The organism is Chishuiella sp. (assembly GCF_032109125.1).
Lineage (GTDB): Bacteria > Bacteroidota > Bacteroidia > Flavobacteriales > Weeksellaceae > Empedobacter.
On sequence record NZ_DAMCLZ010000001.1, the window covers coordinates 450185 to 466774 of the forward strand.

The 16590-nt window shown below is 28.4% G+C and carries 15 protein-coding genes; 5 read left to right on the forward strand and 10 right to left on the reverse strand.

What is annotated here, in order from left to right; translation table 11 throughout:
- Positions 1-47 precede the first annotated feature (47 nt).
- On the reverse strand, positions 48-2444 hold the full coding sequence (locus RT575_RS01980; RefSeq protein ID WP_313578401.1) for a heavy metal translocating P-type ATPase: 2397 nt from the start codon (positions 2442-2444) through the stop codon (positions 48-50).
- A gap of 120 nt (positions 2445-2564) precedes the next feature.
- On the opposite strand from RT575_RS01980, the gene RT575_RS01985 reads away from it, so the two are divergent.
- On the forward strand, positions 2565-3734 hold the full coding sequence (locus RT575_RS01985; protein WP_313578402.1) for a hypothetical protein: 1170 nt from the start codon (positions 2565-2567) through the stop codon (positions 3732-3734).
- A 220-nt stretch (positions 3735-3954) separates the two neighbouring features.
- On the opposite strand, the gene ffh is transcribed toward RT575_RS01985, so the two are convergent.
- Both ffh and RT575_RS01995 read right to left on the reverse strand, forming a co-directional pair.
- The gene (gene ffh, locus RT575_RS01990) at positions 3955-5316 is read right to left on the reverse strand and encodes a signal recognition particle protein (protein WP_313384252.1); all 1362 of its coding nucleotides are present in this window, start codon (positions 5314-5316) and stop codon (positions 3955-3957) included.
- A gap of 91 nt (positions 5317-5407) precedes the next feature.
- Positions 5408-5662 (reverse strand): hypothetical protein, encoded by a 255-nt coding sequence (locus tag RT575_RS01995; protein WP_313376123.1) that lies wholly within the window; start codon positions 5660-5662, stop codon positions 5408-5410.
- A gap of 121 nt (positions 5663-5783) precedes the next feature.
- Here RT575_RS01995 and ligA point away from each other — a divergent pair, with 121 nt between their 5' ends.
- Positions 5784-7778, forward strand: coding sequence for an NAD-dependent DNA ligase LigA (gene ligA / locus RT575_RS02000; RefSeq protein WP_313578403.1), 1995 nt, complete (start codon positions 5784-5786; stop codon positions 7776-7778).
- Entirely contained in the window at positions 7778-8335 is a 558-nt protein-coding gene (locus RT575_RS02005; RefSeq protein WP_313384249.1) for a hypothetical protein, read from the forward strand. The genes ligA and RT575_RS02005 overlap by 1 nt, the downstream gene beginning before the upstream one ends.
- Before the next feature lie 208 nt (positions 8336-8543).
- Here the strand turns inward: RT575_RS02005 and hemB are convergent, their stop codons facing one another.
- On the reverse strand, positions 8544-9536 hold the full coding sequence (gene hemB / locus RT575_RS02010) for a porphobilinogen synthase (RefSeq protein WP_313578405.1): 993 nt from the start codon (positions 9534-9536) through the stop codon (positions 8544-8546).
- Positions 9537-9727: 191 nt separating this feature from the next.
- On the opposite strand from hemB, the gene trmD reads away from it, so the two are divergent.
- On the forward strand, positions 9728-10411 hold the full coding sequence (gene trmD, locus RT575_RS02015; protein ID WP_313578407.1) for a tRNA (guanosine(37)-N1)-methyltransferase TrmD: 684 nt from the start codon (positions 9728-9730) through the stop codon (positions 10409-10411).
- A gap of 53 nt (positions 10412-10464) precedes the next feature.
- Here trmD and RT575_RS02020 read toward each other — a convergent pair whose 3' ends face one another.
- From RT575_RS02020 to map, 6 genes are all read right to left on the reverse strand, one after another.
- Positions 10465-10977, reverse strand: a complete 513-nt coding sequence (locus RT575_RS02020; RefSeq protein WP_313384244.1) for a YceI family protein — start codon at positions 10975-10977, stop codon at positions 10465-10467.
- A 34-nt stretch (positions 10978-11011) separates the two neighbouring features.
- Positions 11012-11830 carry a 4,5-DOPA dioxygenase extradiol gene (gene ygiD / locus RT575_RS02025; RefSeq protein ID WP_313578409.1) on the reverse strand — a complete coding sequence of 273 codons (819 nt, stop codon included), beginning with the start codon at positions 11828-11830 and terminating at the stop codon, positions 11012-11014.
- 29 nt (positions 11831-11859) lie between these two features.
- Positions 11860-12426, reverse strand: coding sequence for a YceI family protein (locus RT575_RS02030; protein ID WP_313384241.1), 567 nt, complete (start codon positions 12424-12426; stop codon positions 11860-11862).
- Positions 12427-12617: 191 nt separating this feature from the next.
- Complete coding sequence (gene metK, locus RT575_RS02035) at positions 12618-13877, reverse strand: methionine adenosyltransferase (protein ID WP_313384240.1); 1260 nt, start codon at positions 13875-13877, stop codon at positions 12618-12620.
- 313 nt (positions 13878-14190) lie between these two features.
- Positions 14191-14490, reverse strand: coding sequence for a hypothetical protein (locus RT575_RS02040; RefSeq protein ID WP_313384239.1), 300 nt, complete (start codon positions 14488-14490; stop codon positions 14191-14193).
- A gap of 8 nt (positions 14491-14498) precedes the next feature.
- Positions 14499-15260, reverse strand: coding sequence for a type I methionyl aminopeptidase (gene map, locus RT575_RS02045; RefSeq protein ID WP_313578412.1), 762 nt, complete (start codon positions 15258-15260; stop codon positions 14499-14501).
- A gap of 296 nt (positions 15261-15556) precedes the next feature.
- Between map and RT575_RS02050 the strand changes: the two genes are divergently transcribed.
- Positions 15557-16534, forward strand: a complete 978-nt coding sequence (locus RT575_RS02050; protein ID WP_313578414.1) for an amidohydrolase family protein — start codon at positions 15557-15559, stop codon at positions 16532-16534.
- Positions 16535-16590: the final 56 nt, after the last annotated feature.

The following is a 16590-nucleotide window of genomic DNA, read 5'->3' on the forward strand; positions in this document are numbered from 1 at the left end:
AATGCCACTCAATTGAGTGGCATTTTTTGTATTAAATAGTTTTCTAATTAAATCTTTTTATATTTTAAAAACAAGCTATTAGTAACAACACTTACACTACTTAAAGCCATTGCTGCACCAGCTAACATAGGATTTAACAAAAAGCCATTAATAGGATAGAGGATACCCGCTGCAATTGGTATTCCAATAACATTGTAAATAAATGCCCAGAATAAATTTTGATGAATTGTTTTTACTGTCTGTGTAGATAAATTGATTGCTTTATTTACTTTTATTAAATCTCCACCAATTAGTGTAATTTGAGCTACATCAATTGCAATATCTGAACCATTCCCCATTGCAATAGAAACATCTGCTTGTGCTAAGGCTGCACTATCATTAATTCCATCACCAACCATAGCAACAATTTTACCTTGCTGTTGTAAATCTTTAATAATATTCATTTTATCAGTTGGTAAAGCATTAGCAACTATTTTATCTATTTTTACTTTTTCACCAATTGCTTTTGCAGAAGATTCATTATCTCCTGTAACCATGTAAACTTCTATATTATGCTCGTGTAAAGTTTGAATAGCTTCTATTGAGTTACTTTTTAATTCATCAGAGATACCAATTAAACCTATAATTTTATCATTACTTGCAAAAAAAGAAATGGTATAATTTTCATTTAAAAAATTAGTTACTGATTCATCAAATTCTTTAGATTTAGGAATATTTAATTCATCTAACCAATTAATTTTACCAATATAATATTCATTATTTAAATAACTACATTTCAAACCTTTTCCTGCTATTTCTTCAATTTTTAATTCAGGTAAAATATCATATTCTCCTAAATAATCTGCAATAGCATTTGCGAGTGGATGCGTCGTATTTTTTTCTATTGTATAAAGTATATTGATAGATGGGTTTTCATCAAACCAAACAATCTCTTGTACTTTTGGTTTTCCCTCAGTTATTGTACCTGTTTTATCAAGAATAATTGTATTTATTTTTTTTGCTAATTCTAAACTTTCTGCATTTTTAATTAAAATTCCTTGTTCAGCACCTTTACCCATACCAACCATAATAGCTGTAGGTGTCGCTAAACCTAAAGCACAAGGACAAGCTATAACAAGAACTGTTATCATAGATAATAGTGCCATTGTAAAAGAATTTTCTTGACCAAGTACAATCCAAGTTATAAAAGTTAGTAAAGCAATTATAATTACAGTTGGTACGAATACTCCTGCAATCTTATCGACCAATTTTTGTACTGGAGCTTTACTTCCTTGTGCATTTTTAACGGATTGTATGATTTGAGCTAGTAATGTCTCATTTCCAACTTTTAATGCTTTATATTGAATAGGAGAGTTTTGATTAACAGTTCCAGAGAAAACTTTAGAATCTATTTTTTTCTCAATAGGAATAGGTTCACCAGTCAAAGAACTTTCGTTTACAAATGAATTTCCATCTACAATAATTCCATCTACAGCTATTTTTTCTCCTGCTTTTGCCAATATAATATCTCCAATATTTACATTTTCTATTGCAATTTCTTTTTGTTTACCTTCAGATATAATTTGAACAGTTTTTGGTTGTAATCCAATTAATTTCTTTATAGCTTCGGAAGTATTTCCTTTAGCATTCTCTTCCATTAATTTTCCAATCAAAATAAAAACAATAATTAATCCTGCAGCCTCAAAATAAGGATGTGGATGTAACCCTTTGCTATACCAATAAGATGGAAATAAAGTATTAAACACACTAAATAAATAGGCAACACTCGTGCTAAGAGCAACAAGTGTATCCATATTAGCTGACTTATTTTTTAATTGTTTCCACGCTCCGATATAAAATTGCTGACCAAATAGAAATAGAATAGGAGTGGACAAAGCCCACATAATATAATTTGCATAAGGCATATCCATAAAGAACATTCCTATAATAAAAAGTGGGATACCAAAAATAAGTGAATAAATTACATTTCTTTTTAGGAGCTTTAAATGATTATCTTTCAATTCTTCTAATTCAGCATCTTGATTTTTTGATTCATCAATTACCAAATCATAACCAACAGAAATAAGAGAATTTTTTAACTTTTCTGGATTAGTTAATGAAGGAATAAACTCTATTTTTCCAATACCATTACCATAATTAACATCAGCATTCACAACACCATATTGTCTTTTAAGGTTTGCTTGAGAACTACTTGCACAAGAAGCACATGTCATGTTAAGTACAGGATATGATTTTTCTATAGAATTTATTTTAAAATTATTTTGTTTTAAAAATTCATAAACTTTTAAAGAAGCTTTAGGAAGTTTTTTTGCTGTAATAGAAATCTCATTTGGATGAATGGAATAACTATCCAACAAATCTAATTCAGATAAAAATTTATCTAGCTTTAAATTTTGTTCTTCTGAATCTAAATTTAAAATGGGAATATTTATAGTATCATTCATATCGTTATTTTTCTATAACAAATTTCGTAAATTATATGTGTTATTCATTTACATAATTTGATAATAATATTATATATTTAGAATCAATTTGAATAAAACAATTAAATTTATTTAACTTAAATGAAATTAAAATTTTACTTTCTGCCATTCATATTTTTTATTTTAACGAATTGTAGTACTTATAAAGATGCAAACTCATCTTTAGTTTCAGGAGATTTTCATAATGCATTTACTTTATCTTATAATAAATACATAAAAAGTCCTACGGAAAAAAATGGAATTAAATTTTTACCTCTTATATATGATTCATATAGTAAAGCTCAAAAAGCTGATGAAGCACGTTTAAAAGAAATACAGAATTTAAGCAATCCTTCTAAATATGAGGAGGCCTATATTCTTATTAATAACTTACAAGATCGTCAAAAATGTATTGTAGGTATAGATGGAAAATCTATAAATGGGAAAAGAATTAATTTTAATTTAAAAGATTATTCTCTTGCATTTAAAGAAATTCAAGAAAAATATGCTGATTTTTTATATAATGAAGGACAATCTTTTCTTGCCTTGAATGATAAAAATGGTGGTCAAGATGCATATTATAGATTCAAAAAATTAGAATCAATTTACCCTAATTATAAGGATACTCGTAATTTAATAAATGTTGCTAAAGAGCAAGGAACATATAAGGTTTTTGTTCAATTATCAAACAATACAAATGTCGTTATCCCTATAATGCTCGAAAGAGATTTATTAAATTTTAATTCTTATGGATTAGATAAGCAGTGGGCTGAATTTTATACAAGGAATCCTAATTATGCATATGATTATACAATTCAACTAAGTTTTGAAAGAGTATTTGTTTCTCCAGAAAAGGAAAAAGTAGAAGTACATAAATTTGAAAAAGAAATTGTTGATGGACAAACAGAATTAATTAAAAATGGAGAAAAAGTAAAAGATGAGAATGGTAAAGTTATAATGGTTGATAAATATATAACCGTGAAAAGTAAATTTGAAGAAATATATAGAGTTAAAGAAGCTATAATTTTAGCAAGATATTATTTAATCAATAATAATAAAGATGAACAAGTAATTTCTAAGGAATTGTCAAGTAATTTTGTGTTTTCAAACTACGTTGGAAATTATACTGGTGATAAAAGAGCTCTAGATAAAGATTATTTAAAAATGTTAGATAATAGAGTTATTCCATTTCCTTCAAACGAACAAATGATTTTTGATTGTGGACAAGACCTAAAACTAAAATTGAAAAGAGAAATTAAAAATATATTTTAATGAAAATTGGAGAAGTTATTAGATGTATTAATAAAAAAACATCTATTTAACATAATATATATTATAATAATAATATTTCAAAGAAATATTATATTAATAAGATTTATTATGTTAAATAAGAAAATAAATAATCCTCTATTAATAAGATTATACTCAAAACAAAAAAGACTTAATGATTTTCATTAAGTCTTTAAAATATAATTTAATTAATAATATATAATTACATCTTTGGCATTCCAGGGAAACCACCAGCAGGCATATTTTTAGACATTGTTTCCATCATCTTTTTACCACCAGCAGAATTCATGAACTTCATCATTTTTCCCATTTCAGAAAATTGTTTTAATAATTGATTCACTTCTTGTAAAGATGTTCCAGATCCAGCAGCAATTCTTTTTTTACGAGAATTATCTATAAGTTTTGGATTCTGACGTTCTTTAATTGTCATTGAATGAATAATTGCTTCAACACCTTTAAAAGCATTGTCATTAATATCAACATCTTTTAAAGCTTTACCAGCACCTGGTAACATTCCAACTAAATCTTTCATATTTCCCATACGTTTGATTTGTTGTATTTGTTTTAAGAAATCTTCAAAGTCAAAATTATTTTTTGCAATTTTCTTTTGTAAACGTTTAGCTTCTTCTTCGTCAAATTGTTCTTGTGCACGTTCTACTAAAGATACAACGTCTCCCATTCCTAAAATACGATCAGCCATACGCTCTGGATAGAAAACATCTAAGGCTTCCATTTTCTCTCCAGTAGAAATAAACTTAATTGGTTTATCTACAACAGTACGTATTGTTAAAGCAGCTCCACCACGTGTATCACCGTCTAATTTCGTTAATACAACTCCATTATAATCTAATACATCATTAAAAGCTTTTGCTGTGTTTACAGCATCTTGACCTGTCATAGAATCTACAACAAATAAAGTCTCTGTAGGGTTTATTGTTTGATGTACTTGACGAATTTCTTCCATCATTTGTTCATCAATTGCTAAACGACCAGCAGTATCGACAATAATTACATTATTACCATTTTGTTTAGCTTGTGCAATTGCAGCTTGTGCAATTGTTACAGGATTTTTATTTTCTAAATCAGCATATACATCAACACCAATTTGTTCTCCAAGAACTTGTAATTGATTGATGGCTGCAGGACGATAAACATCACCAGCAACTAATAATACTTTTTTATTCTTTTTAGTTTTTAAGAAACTTGCCAATTTACCAGAGAACGTTGTTTTACCAGAACCTTGTAAACCAGCAACTAATATAATTGTAGGATTAGCTTCTATTTTTAATTCGGTAGCCTCACCTCCCATTAATTTTGCTAATTCATCATGAACAATTTTTACCATTAATTGTCCAGGATTCAAAGACGTAATTACATTTTCACCAAGTGCTTTTTCTTTTACAGTATTTGTAAAATCTTTTGCAACTTTAAAACTAACATCGGCATCAACAAGTGCTCTACGCACCTCTTTTACAGTTTCAGCAACGTTAATTTCTGTAATTTGTCCTTTTCCTTTTAATGTATGTAAAGCTTTATCTAATTTATCCTGAAGATTTTGGAACATTTTAAGTAAATTTTATATCGCAAATATAAATAATTTATATGTAATTATTACAAAATAAGAAAACTCGGTATTTGTATTATTGAGTAATACATCATAATTCATGATTATTTTCTAAACGATGTAGCTTTTTTTCTAATTTTTTATTTTCTTTTTTTAATTCATTTTCAGCACCAAACATTGTATAGATTAATAATCCAACTCCAACTCCCAAAGCAGCTCCTATTTTTTCATTTTTTCGTATTGCTTTAGAAATTGCTATACCTGCTGCAGCTCCTGTAGTAACTATAGAAACTGTATTTTCGAACTTTTTTGACTTTGTATCAATAGCGTCAAGTAAATTATTCATAATTTATGTTTTTATATATGATTGAATTTTAAGTAATCATAAATATAATTAAAATCGTAGACTTTTAAAAATTGTACGAATAAATTCTAGTGTATATCTTTGTTCAGTAACAAAGAAATTTATGGATATTCAAAATAAAATTTTAAACTTAAGAGAAGAACTTAATCAGCATAATTATAACTATTATGTACTAGATAATCCTACTGTTTCAGATTTTGAATTTGATTTGAAATTAAAAGAACTAAAACGTTTAGAAGATGAAAACCCTGATTTTTTTGATATCAACTCTCCTACTCAACGTGTTGGTGGAATGATTACAAAAAAATTCCCTACCATTGTACACGAATTTAGAATGTATTCTTTAGATAATTCTTATTCTATTGAAGATTTAAAAGATTGGGAAAAAAGAATTGAAAAATCTCTTGGAGAAAAAATAGAATTTGTTTGTGAATTAAAATACGATGGAGCTTCTATTTCTATTTTATATGAAAATGGTGAACTTACACAAGCTGTAACTCGTGGTGATGGAACACAAGGAGATGAAATTACAAATAATATTCGTACCATACAATCTGTTCCTCTGAAACTAAAAGGAAATTTTCCTGAACGTTTCTATATGAGAGGTGAAATAACGATTCCATTAAACACATTCGCATCTATAAATGAAGAACGTGCAAATAATGGATTAGATCTTTATGCAAACCCTAGGAATACGGCATCTGGTTCTCTTAAATTACAAGATAACAGTGAAGTTGCTAAACGTGGTTTACAATGTTTTCCTTACTATTTTGTTGGAAATAATTTGCCTTATGCTACACAATGGGAAATGCTACAAGCTGCTAATGAATTAGGCTTTAAAATTCCTCATACATCAAAATTATGTAGCTCTTTAGAAGAAGTATTAGCATTTGTGGACTATTGGGATACAGAACGTAAAAATTTACCTTATGAGACAGATGGAATTGTAATAAAAGTTAACTCATTTTCTCAACAAGATGAGTTAGGATTTACAGCAAAATCTCCTCGTTGGGCTATGGCATACAAGTTTAAAGCAGAAGCTGCAGAAACAGAATTATTGAGTATTGATTATCAAGTTGGTCGAACTGGAGCAATAACTCCTGTTGCTAACCTTGAACCTGTTTCATTAGCTGGTACAATTGTAAAAAGAGCTTCAGTACACAACGAAGATATAATCAAGAAACTAGATATTCGTATCGGTGATATTGTTTATGTAGAAAAAGGTGGAGAAATTATTCCTAAAATTGTCGGTGTAAATACTGATGTTCGTCAACCTGAAACAAAAGAAATCGAATTCATAAAAAATTGTCCTTCTTGTGGTACAGAATTAATTCGAAAAGAAGGTGAAGCACAACATTACTGCCCCAATGAAAATGGATGTGAACCACAAATTATTGGTAAACTAGAACATTTTGTATCTCGTAAAGCAATGGATATAGAAAGTATTGGTGGAGAAACAGCTGTGTTACTACACAAAGCAGGATTAGTAAACAATGTAGCTGATTTTTATACTTTACATAAAGAAGATATATTACCATTAGAAAGAATGGCAGAAAAATCAGCCCAAAATATCATTAACTCTGTTGAAAATTCAAAAAAACAACCTTTTGAAAAAGTACTTTATGCGATTGGGATTCGTCATGTTGGTGAAACTGTCGCTAAAAAATTAGTTAAACATTTTCAGACAATAGATAATTTAATGAATGCTACAACAGAAGAATTAGTTGCTGTGACTGATGTTGGTGAAAAAATAGCTATTTCCTTACAAGAATATTTTAAAATAGAGCAGCATCAAGCTATGATTCAGCGATTACGTGATTATGGATTAAATTTTGAAATAAGTGAAGATGCAAAGCCTTTATCAGATTCATTAGAAGGAAAAACATTCTTATTTACAGGTAGTTTAACTAAATTTACAAGAACAGAAGCTCAGAAAATGGTGGAAGATCATGGAGGAAAAAATATCTCAGCTGTTTCTAAAAACCTTAATTATTTAATAGCTGGAGAAAAAGCTGGTAGTAAATTAAAAAAAGCTGAAGACTTAGGAACTGTAATTGTACTTACAGAAGATGAATTTTTAACTATGATAAACAACTAATGGAATCAGGATTAATTGCTGTAATAATTTTTGGAATTGTTTTATTAATTCTTACTCCTTTTATTTTTTATGGTTTAAAAATGGCTGGTTATAATAAACTTGCATTTATTGTTTCTTTATCTATATTCTTCATTGTTATTATCCCAATGGTAAAATATAGTTATCGTAGCCAAATGTATAGTAATGATGATTTAAAAAACGATTTGCATAGTGCAGGAGTTGGATTTAAGAATTCTGTACGAATTATAAATAATGATATTTCAGGTATTAAAAATATGAAACAAGAAACTGTTTTGATTATGGATACTTCTGATATCAATAAAATAGTACAAAGAATAGAATCTGATCCTAAATATGTAATTTCACCAAAAATATTGAATTTAAAAGCAGAAACTGTAGGTAAAATTCAATATAAAACAAATAGAAATTATCGTTTCAAGAATAATTATATTTTAGAAACATATAGTACAATAGATAATTATACAGCTCGATATACAGAACTACGATTTCGAAAAGATAATGATACTGTTTTCTTGAAAAAAGAGGAAGTTTATTAGATGAAATAATTATTCTGAATAATATTTCTTGCGTTAGGGATTGAAATGAAAATCCTTTTTTAGATTGGATACATTTTTAATGTAATTATAAAGACTAATCTAAAAAAAAAATGTAATGGAAAGCCCGCCCGAACGCCCAAATTTTAAATTAGAATAGAATTTTAGAATCAAAAAATAGAGATTCTAAAATTCTATTTTTTTATGGTAATTATTTATTTAATAATCGTGCTGCTTCTTTAGCAAAATAAGTAGAAATAAGATCTGCTCCTGCTCTTTTAAAAGCTGTAAGCGATTCTAAAATAACCTTATCATTATCTAACCATCCTTTTTCTACAGCAGCTTTTATCATTGCATATTCACCAGAAACTTGGTAAACAGAAACAGGAACTTGTAAATTATCTTTCACTAATTTTACAATATCCAAATAAGCCATACCTGGTTTTACCATTAAGATATCAGCACCTTCTTCTACATCAGCAATTGCTTCGCGAAGAGCTTCTTCTGAATTATGGTAATCCATTTGGTATGTTTTTTTGTCTTGTGGAATATTTTCTCCATCAACTGGTGCAGAATCTAATGCAGAACGGAATGGCCCGTAGAATGATGATGCATATTTTGCAGCATATGTCATAATTCCTACATTATGAAATCCGTTTTCTTCTAAAGCCATACGCATAGCTCCTATTCGACCATCCATCATGTCTGATGGTGCCACGAAATCTGCTCCTGCCTCTGCATGAGATAAAGTCATTTTGACTAAAGCATCAACAGTTTCGTCATTTATAACTTCACCATTTTTTATAATTCCATCGTGTCCGTAAACTGAATAAGGATCTAAAGCTACATCAGGCATAACAATCATTTCTGGAACAGCATCCTTAATTGCTTTTATAGTATTTTGCATCAATCCATTCGGATTCCAAGATTCTTTTCCTGTATTATCTTTTAAGTTATCACTTACCTTACAATATATATTTACAGCTTTTATTCCTAAATCCCAGATTTCTTTTACTTCTTTTATTGTATTATCTAACGATTGGCGATAGATTCCTGGCATTGATGTAATTTCTTCTTTTACTCCTTGTCCTTCAGCAAGAAAAATAGGTAAAATAAAATCATTTGGAGTTAAAGAATTTTCACGAATCAAACTACGAATAGATTCGTTTTTTCTTAATCTTCTGTGTCTGTTATATAGATGCATTGTTATAAAATTTTGACACAAATTTACTTTTTTTAGTTTGATTAATTCACTGAATAATATCAATAATTCTTATAAAATTATCTGAAATTTTTAATTTTATTATAATATCTATTGCACGAAGGTTTTTTGATGTTGAAAGGAATAATGAAAAGATTCTTTTATAAACAAAATTTTACAAATATCTTTGCAAAATGCGAATAGATATAATTACAGTTTTACCAGAATTGTTGGTAAGTCCTTTTTCTGCTTCCATTATGAAAAGAGCTCAAGACAAAGGATTGGCAGAGATTCATGTACATGATTTGAGAGAATATGGAAAAGGTCGTTACAGACATGTCGATGATTATCCGTATGGAGGAACTTCTGGTATGGTAATTATGTGTGAACCATTGGACAAGATGATTTCTAAGTTGAAAGATGAAAGAGCTTATGATGAAATTATTTATCTAACTCCTGATGGTGAAACTCTTAATCAAAATATTGCGAATGATTTATCATTAAAAGGTAATTTAATGATGATTTGTGGGCATTACAAAGGAATAGATCAACGTATTCGAGATATGCATGTAACAAGAGAAATTTCTATTGGAGATTATGTTTTATCTGGAGGTGAATTTGGTGCAATTATATTGGCTGATTCAATTATTCGCTTGCTACCAGGTGTTATTGGAGATGAGACTTCTGCCCTTTCCGATTCTTTTCAGGACGATTTATTGGCTCCTCCAATTTATACTCGTCCATCCGATTATAAAGGACATAAAGTTCCTGATGTTTTATTATCTGGAAATTTTCCAAAAATTGAAGAATGGTTACATGAACAAGCTGTACAACGTACAAAAGAACGCAGACCTGATTTATTAGAAAAAAGAAAATAAAAAAAATCCCAATAAACAAAATGTCTATTGGGATTTTAAATTTAGTTAATTATTTAAGCTTTTGTAAACTCTAAGTTTACAATTAATTTTACTTTATCAGAAACAACTAATCCTCCTGCTTCTGTTACTTGGCTCCATTCAAGGCCAAAATCTTTACGATTTAATTCTCCTGAAAATTCAAACCCAGCACGTACAAACCCAAATGGATCATTAATAATTCCACCGAAATCTGCATCTAGAGAAATAGATTTTTTCTCTCCACGAATTTCTAATGTACCTTCAATTTTTCCATTATTAATACCAGAAGTACTTTCAAATTTTAATTCTGGAAATTTATCAGCTGCAAAAAAATCATCTGATTTTAAATGATTATCACGATCAGCATTTTTAGTATTAACTGAACCAACTTGAGCAGTAAAGCTAAATTTAGCATCAGAAAAATTATCATCATTAGATTCTACTGTTGCACCGAAATTATCAAAATTTCCTGTAACTGTAGAAATTACCATATGTTTTACTTTAAATTGTACTTCTGAATGAGAAGCATCTAAATTCCATGTTGCCATAATTTTTGTTTTTATTATTGTTTGAATTGTTTTCTTAACCTATTTTGAATGATAACATACTTAGTGAACCATAAACCATTTGATCATTAAATAATGTTATTTCTTCATCTTTTTCTTGTAATGCCAAAGCATATATAGATGGAAGATAATGTTCCATAGAAGGAATAGCTAAATTAAAAGCTTCTCCTTTTTCTTGTAAATTAAATAATTGTAAATGATTTCCAGAAGTTATAATATTTTTGAATGTATCATTCACTTCATAAGCCCATTCGTAACCAGCGTTTGGTTCGTGCCAATTTAAAGCTCTTAAATTATGCACTATATTTCCACTTCCTATGATTAAAATTCCTTTTCTTCTTAATGCATTTAACTCTTTTGCTAATTCATAATGTTGCTGAGGAGTTTTATACACATCAAGACTTAATTCTATCATAGGAATATCTGCATTTGGATATAAAAATTTTATTACACTCCAAGAACCATGATCAAAACCCCACATTTTATCTAAATCTACATCAGTAGATTTTATAATATATTGTAATTCCTCTGCTAGTTCTGGACTTCCTGGAGCTGGATATTCTACATCGAATAATGCTTTTGGAAAACCATAAAAATCATGAATTGTTTTAGGTTTTTCTAATGCTGTAACTTTAGTTCCTCTTGTTTCCCAGTGAGCAGAAATACATATAATTGCATTTGGTTTAGGAATTGTTTTTCCTATACTTCTCCAACCTTCTACAAAAATATTTTCCTCAATAGCATTCATAGGAGAACCATGACCTAAAAATAAAACAGGCATTTTTTCTGTTGTACTAAAATGAGAACTAATTGTTTTTAATTCATCAAAATTCATGATTTTATGGTTTTTATTTTTTTTAATACTTATTTAGTAGGAAATTCTAAGTTAGATGTAAGCGTAACAACATCACCAACCATAGCTTCTGGGAATTTGCTTCCTAAATTAAATTCACTTCTTTTGATATCTCCTTTAACTGTAAAACCGTAAGTTTTAACTCCATTGTTATCAACACTTCCATTGTAAGTTAAATTTAATACAACTGGTTTAGTAATACCATGTAATGTTAAATCACCGATTAATTTATATTGATTTTTTTTGATTTTAGTAATTCCTTTTGACATGAATTCTAATTTTGAATTTGTTGTTGCATCAAAAAAATCAGCAGATTTTAAGTGATTATCTCTTGCTTCTACTCCTGTATTAATTGAACTTACATTTGCAGTTACATGAAATTTAGCATTCGTTAAATCTTCTTTAGTAAAGTTATTTAAATGAACTGTAAAATCATTAAAATTTCCTTCTACATTAGAAATTGTCATGTGAGATACAGAAAATCCTAATTTAGAGTGCATAGGATCATTTGTATAATTTTGTGCAAATGCAGAAATTGAAGCTGTAGATAATATTAATCCGAATAATAATTTTTTCATAATTTGTTTTTATTTATAGGTCAAAATTACTGCTGTATTAAAACATGGACATTGATGTAAGTTAAGAAATGAAATTATTTTTGTTACAATTAAAAAATTACTTTAAAATAAAGATACTACAATTGAAAATCAATTGTATAAAAAAAGGACGAAAATTAACTCGTCCTTTTAAATATTATATTTTTAGATCATTAAAGATCAAAAGCTTCTTTTACTTGATCAACAAAATCTAATTTTTCCCATGTAAATAATTCAACTTCTAATTCAACAACATCTTGTCCATTTGCAGATTCAAAATGTTTTTTAACAATTTTAGGTTCTCTACCTAAATGTCCATAAGAAGCAGTTTCTTTATAAATAGGATTTCTTAATTTAAGTCGTTGTTCAATAGCAAAAGGTTTCATATCAAAAATTTCAGAAACTTTCTTAGAAATTTGACCTTCTGTTAAATCAACTTTTTCTGTACCAAAAGTATTTACTAATAATGATACAGGTGCTGCAACACCAATTGCATAAGAAACTTGAACTAAAACTTCTTCAGCAACACCAGCAGCAACTAAATTCTTAGCAATATGACGAGCTGCATAAGCTGCAGAACGGTCTACTTTTGATGGATCTTTTCCAGAAAATGCCCCACCTCCGTGTGCTCCTTTTCCTCCATAAGTATCAACAATAATCTTACGACCAGTTAATCCTGTATCACCGTGAGGTCCACCAATTACAAATTTTCCTGTTGGATTAATATGGTAAGTAATATCTTCTGTAAATAAACTACGGATGTGATCTGGTAACGTAGATTTCACACGAGGAATAAGAATATTAATTATATCGTTTGTGATTTTATTTCTCATTGCTTCTTCTGTAGCAAAATCATCATGTTGAATAGAAATTACAATTGTATCAATACGAACCGGTTTGTTATCATCATCGTATTCAATAGTAACCTGAGATTTAGCGTCTGGACGTAAATATGGCATTAATTCAATTTCATTTTTACGAATGTTAGATAACTCAATTAATAATTTATGAGATAAATCTAATGCTAAAGGCATATAATTTTCTGTTTCGTTAGTTGCATAACCAAACATCATACCTTGATCTCCTGCTCCTTGTTCTTCATCAGAAGAACGCTCTACTCCTTGATTAATTTCAGGAGATTGTTCGTGAATTGCAGATAAAATTCCACAAGAATTAGCATCAAACATATACTCACTTTTAGTGTAACCTATTTGAGCAATAGTTTCTCTAGCTACACGTTGTAAATCTATATAAGAATTAGATTTTACTTCTCCTGCTAGTACAACTTGACCTGTTGTTACTAATGTTTCACAAGCAACTTTACTTTTAGAGTCAAAAGCTAAGAAATGATCTAAAATTGAATCAGATATTTGATCGGCAATTTTATCTGGGTGCCCTTCAGAAACAGATTCTGATGTAAATAAATATGACATTATATTTTATATTTTATAAAAGTATAAAGCAAAGTTAAGACTGAAGACCTGTTTTAGCATTTATTTTATGAGGTAGCAATCAGTCAAATCTTTCCTCTTTAATTCGAAACCAAATATACAATGAATAAAATGAAATATAAAAGAAAAAAAACATTTATTTTTCTACTAAATTAATAGAGTTATAAAGTATTTAAAATCTTATAATTAAGTAAAATGTTTAATAATGGGATATATTCATTTTAAATTACTAGACTTATAATCAATCATTTATTGTAAATAAAAAAAACATCTTTATATAAGATGTTTTTTATCATTACTTTATTGGTGTAAAGTACCAATATGTCGATGTTTTTTTATTTTCTACTTCTAAAAACTCAGGAGCTGCTTGTGGTAATAAGTGTAATTCATCTGATTTTTTCAAATCATTAAGAATTTGTCTTAATGGATATCCTTTTTTTCTATCGTGAGGAAAATACCCTTTTTCAATAAGAAAAGGCATCATATCCTTTGTTTTTACTCGTTCAAGATTGTTTTCAATTAAATAAGCTTGAATATCATCACTCATTTTTTTAATAACTTCTCTATCAACTTTAATATATTCGTTTTTCTTCATATTCAATTTTACCAATTACCATTCATTAGTGTTAAAATCATCGGACCTTCTGAAGTAACTAAAACAGTATGTTCATGTTGAGCGAAAACACCTGGTTTATTTCCTATCATTGTCCACCCATCAGCTTGTTCTATTGCTTCATGAGAATTTTCTGAAATAAAAGTTTCTAATGCAATTACAGAGTTTTTTCTAAATCTTCTTTTATCATCAACATCTCTAAAATTTAATAAGTCTAATGGTTCTTCATGTAAAGAACGACCTACTCCATGTCCTGTCAAATTCTCTATAACTTTATAATGATGTTTTTTAGCTTCTTTTTCTATTATTCCTCCTATATCAGCTATTTTTACTCCAGATTTTACTGCAGAAATAGCTTTTTGGAGAGCAGAAATTGAAGCATCAACAATTTTTTGATATCCGTTTACATCTTCACCAACAACAATAGAACCTCCATTATCTGCCCAAAAACCATTTAATTCTCCAGAAACATCAATATTAATAACATCGCCTTCTTTTAAAATTTTAGTTTCTGATGGAATCCCATGACAAATTTCTTCGTTCACACTTAAACAAGTGTATCCAGGAAATTTATACGTTTCGTATGGAGCAGAATTACAGTTGAATTTTTTCATAATTGTAGCACCATAATTATCTAATTCTTTTGTAGATATTCCTGGTTTTACAAAATCTTTCATCTCTTTTAGAGTAATGGCAACAGCTTCGCTGACTTTTTTCATACCAATTAACTCTTCTTCTGTTTCTATTATCATTATTAAAAATATTATTTTGATTCTCTAAATACAGAATCATTTGCAAATTTAAAAGATAAATAAAAGGAAAATGACTATTTAGAAGAATATTTTTTACTTATTTTCTTTGATTAGAAAATAAATAGTCAGATTTTTTAAAACAAAAAAATTATAATGCTAAATATTAAAAACTTAACTAAAGTTCTAGTAAAAATTAGAAATAAAAAACAAAGGTACATAAATCTTTTAGATAATATCTGGTCATTTCTCTTGAATAATCGCACTAATTTTACAACCCGAAATCAAACATATACACGATGAACAACAAAAATTTCAACCCAATCGAAGAAGTTCTACATCTCATCAAACAAAAAGGAGGCTGGGTTAATGCACATTCACATTTAGATAGAGCATATTCTTTGACTTCGGATACATTTTCATTATCTAATTCATTTTTAAAGGAAAAATGGCATCTTGTAGATGATATGAAGCGTAATTCTTCTGTCGATGATATCTATTTTCGTATGGAAAAAGCAATTAATTTCATGTTAGAGCAGGATTGTCAAGCAATAGGTTCTTTTATTGACTGTGATGAAGTTATAGAAGATCGTAGTATACGTGCTGCACAAAGATTAAAAGATAATTACGGAAAAGATTTAGAGATTCGTTTTGCAAATCAAGTTTTAAAAGGTGTAATTGATCCTAAAGCTCGTGAATGGTTTGATTTATCTTCTGATTTTGTAGATATTATTGGAGGTTTACCAGCAAAAGATTTTGGAAAAGAAGAAGAACATTTAGATATTTTATTGTCTACAGCTAAAGCTAAAAATAAATTAGTTCATGTTCATGTAGATCAGTTTAATACTGATGAAGAAGCTGAGACTGAGTTATTAGCTCAGAAAACAATAGAACATGGTATGGAAGGTAAAGTTTCTGCCGTACACTCTATTTCTGTTGCAGCTCACCCTAGAAAATATCGTTATGAATTATATGAATTAATTAAAAAAGCTGATATGCACATTATTTCTTGTCCTACAGCTTGGATTGATCATAATAGAACAGAGCGTTTAGCTCCTTCTCATAATTCTATTACTCCTGTTGATGAAATGATACCAAAAGGAATTAATGTAGCATTTGGTACAGACAACATTAATGATATATATAAACCATTTTCTGATGGTCACTTACTAACGGAGTTACGAGTAATGCTAGAATCTTGTCATTTTTATGATGTAGAACAACTTTCTAATATAGCAACAATAAATGGCTTAAAAGCATTAGGAATTCAAAAATAAAATGTATATTTATACAAAATTAAATCTCGCTAAGGCGGGATTTTTTTTGAAATATA

What these genes read in the sequence shown, in the direction of transcription:
- RT575_RS01980 (WP_313578401.1), bottom strand. Translation starts at nt 2,444, where the DNA reads ATGAATGATACTATAAATATTCCCATTTTAAATTTAGATTCAGAAGAA.
- RT575_RS01985 (WP_313578402.1), top strand. Translation starts at nt 2,565, where the DNA reads ATGAAATTAAAATTTTACTTTCTGCCATTCATATTTTTTATTTTAACG.
- ffh (WP_313384252.1), bottom strand. Translation starts at nt 5,316, where the DNA reads ATGTTCCAAAATCTTCAGGATAAATTAGATAAAGCTTTACATACATTA.
- RT575_RS01995 (WP_313376123.1), bottom strand. Translation starts at nt 5,662, where the DNA reads ATGAATAATTTACTTGACGCTATTGATACAAAGTCAAAAAAGTTCGAA.
- ligA (WP_313578403.1), top strand. Translation starts at nt 5,784, where the DNA reads ATGGATATTCAAAATAAAATTTTAAACTTAAGAGAAGAACTTAATCAG.
- RT575_RS02005 (WP_313384249.1), top strand. Translation starts at nt 7,778, where the DNA reads ATGGAATCAGGATTAATTGCTGTAATAATTTTTGGAATTGTTTTATTA.
- hemB (WP_313578405.1), bottom strand. Translation starts at nt 9,536, where the DNA reads ATGCATCTATATAACAGACACAGAAGATTAAGAAAAAACGAATCTATT.
- trmD (WP_313578407.1), top strand. Translation starts at nt 9,728, where the DNA reads ATGCGAATAGATATAATTACAGTTTTACCAGAATTGTTGGTAAGTCCT.
- RT575_RS02020 (WP_313384244.1), bottom strand. Translation starts at nt 10,977, where the DNA reads ATGGCAACATGGAATTTAGATGCTTCTCATTCAGAAGTACAATTTAAA.
- ygiD (WP_313578409.1), bottom strand. Translation starts at nt 11,830, where the DNA reads ATGAATTTTGATGAATTAAAAACAATTAGTTCTCATTTTAGTACAACA.
- RT575_RS02030 (WP_313384241.1), bottom strand. Translation starts at nt 12,426, where the DNA reads ATGAAAAAATTATTATTCGGATTAATATTATCTACAGCTTCAATTTCT.
- metK (WP_313384240.1), bottom strand. Translation starts at nt 13,877, where the DNA reads ATGTCATATTTATTTACATCAGAATCTGTTTCTGAAGGGCACCCAGAT.
- RT575_RS02040 (WP_313384239.1), bottom strand. Translation starts at nt 14,490, where the DNA reads ATGAAGAAAAACGAATATATTAAAGTTGATAGAGAAGTTATTAAAAAA.
- map (WP_313578412.1), bottom strand. Translation starts at nt 15,260, where the DNA reads ATGATAATAGAAACAGAAGAAGAGTTAATTGGTATGAAAAAAGTCAGC.
- RT575_RS02050 (WP_313578414.1), top strand. Translation starts at nt 15,557, where the DNA reads ATGAACAACAAAAATTTCAACCCAATCGAAGAAGTTCTACATCTCATC.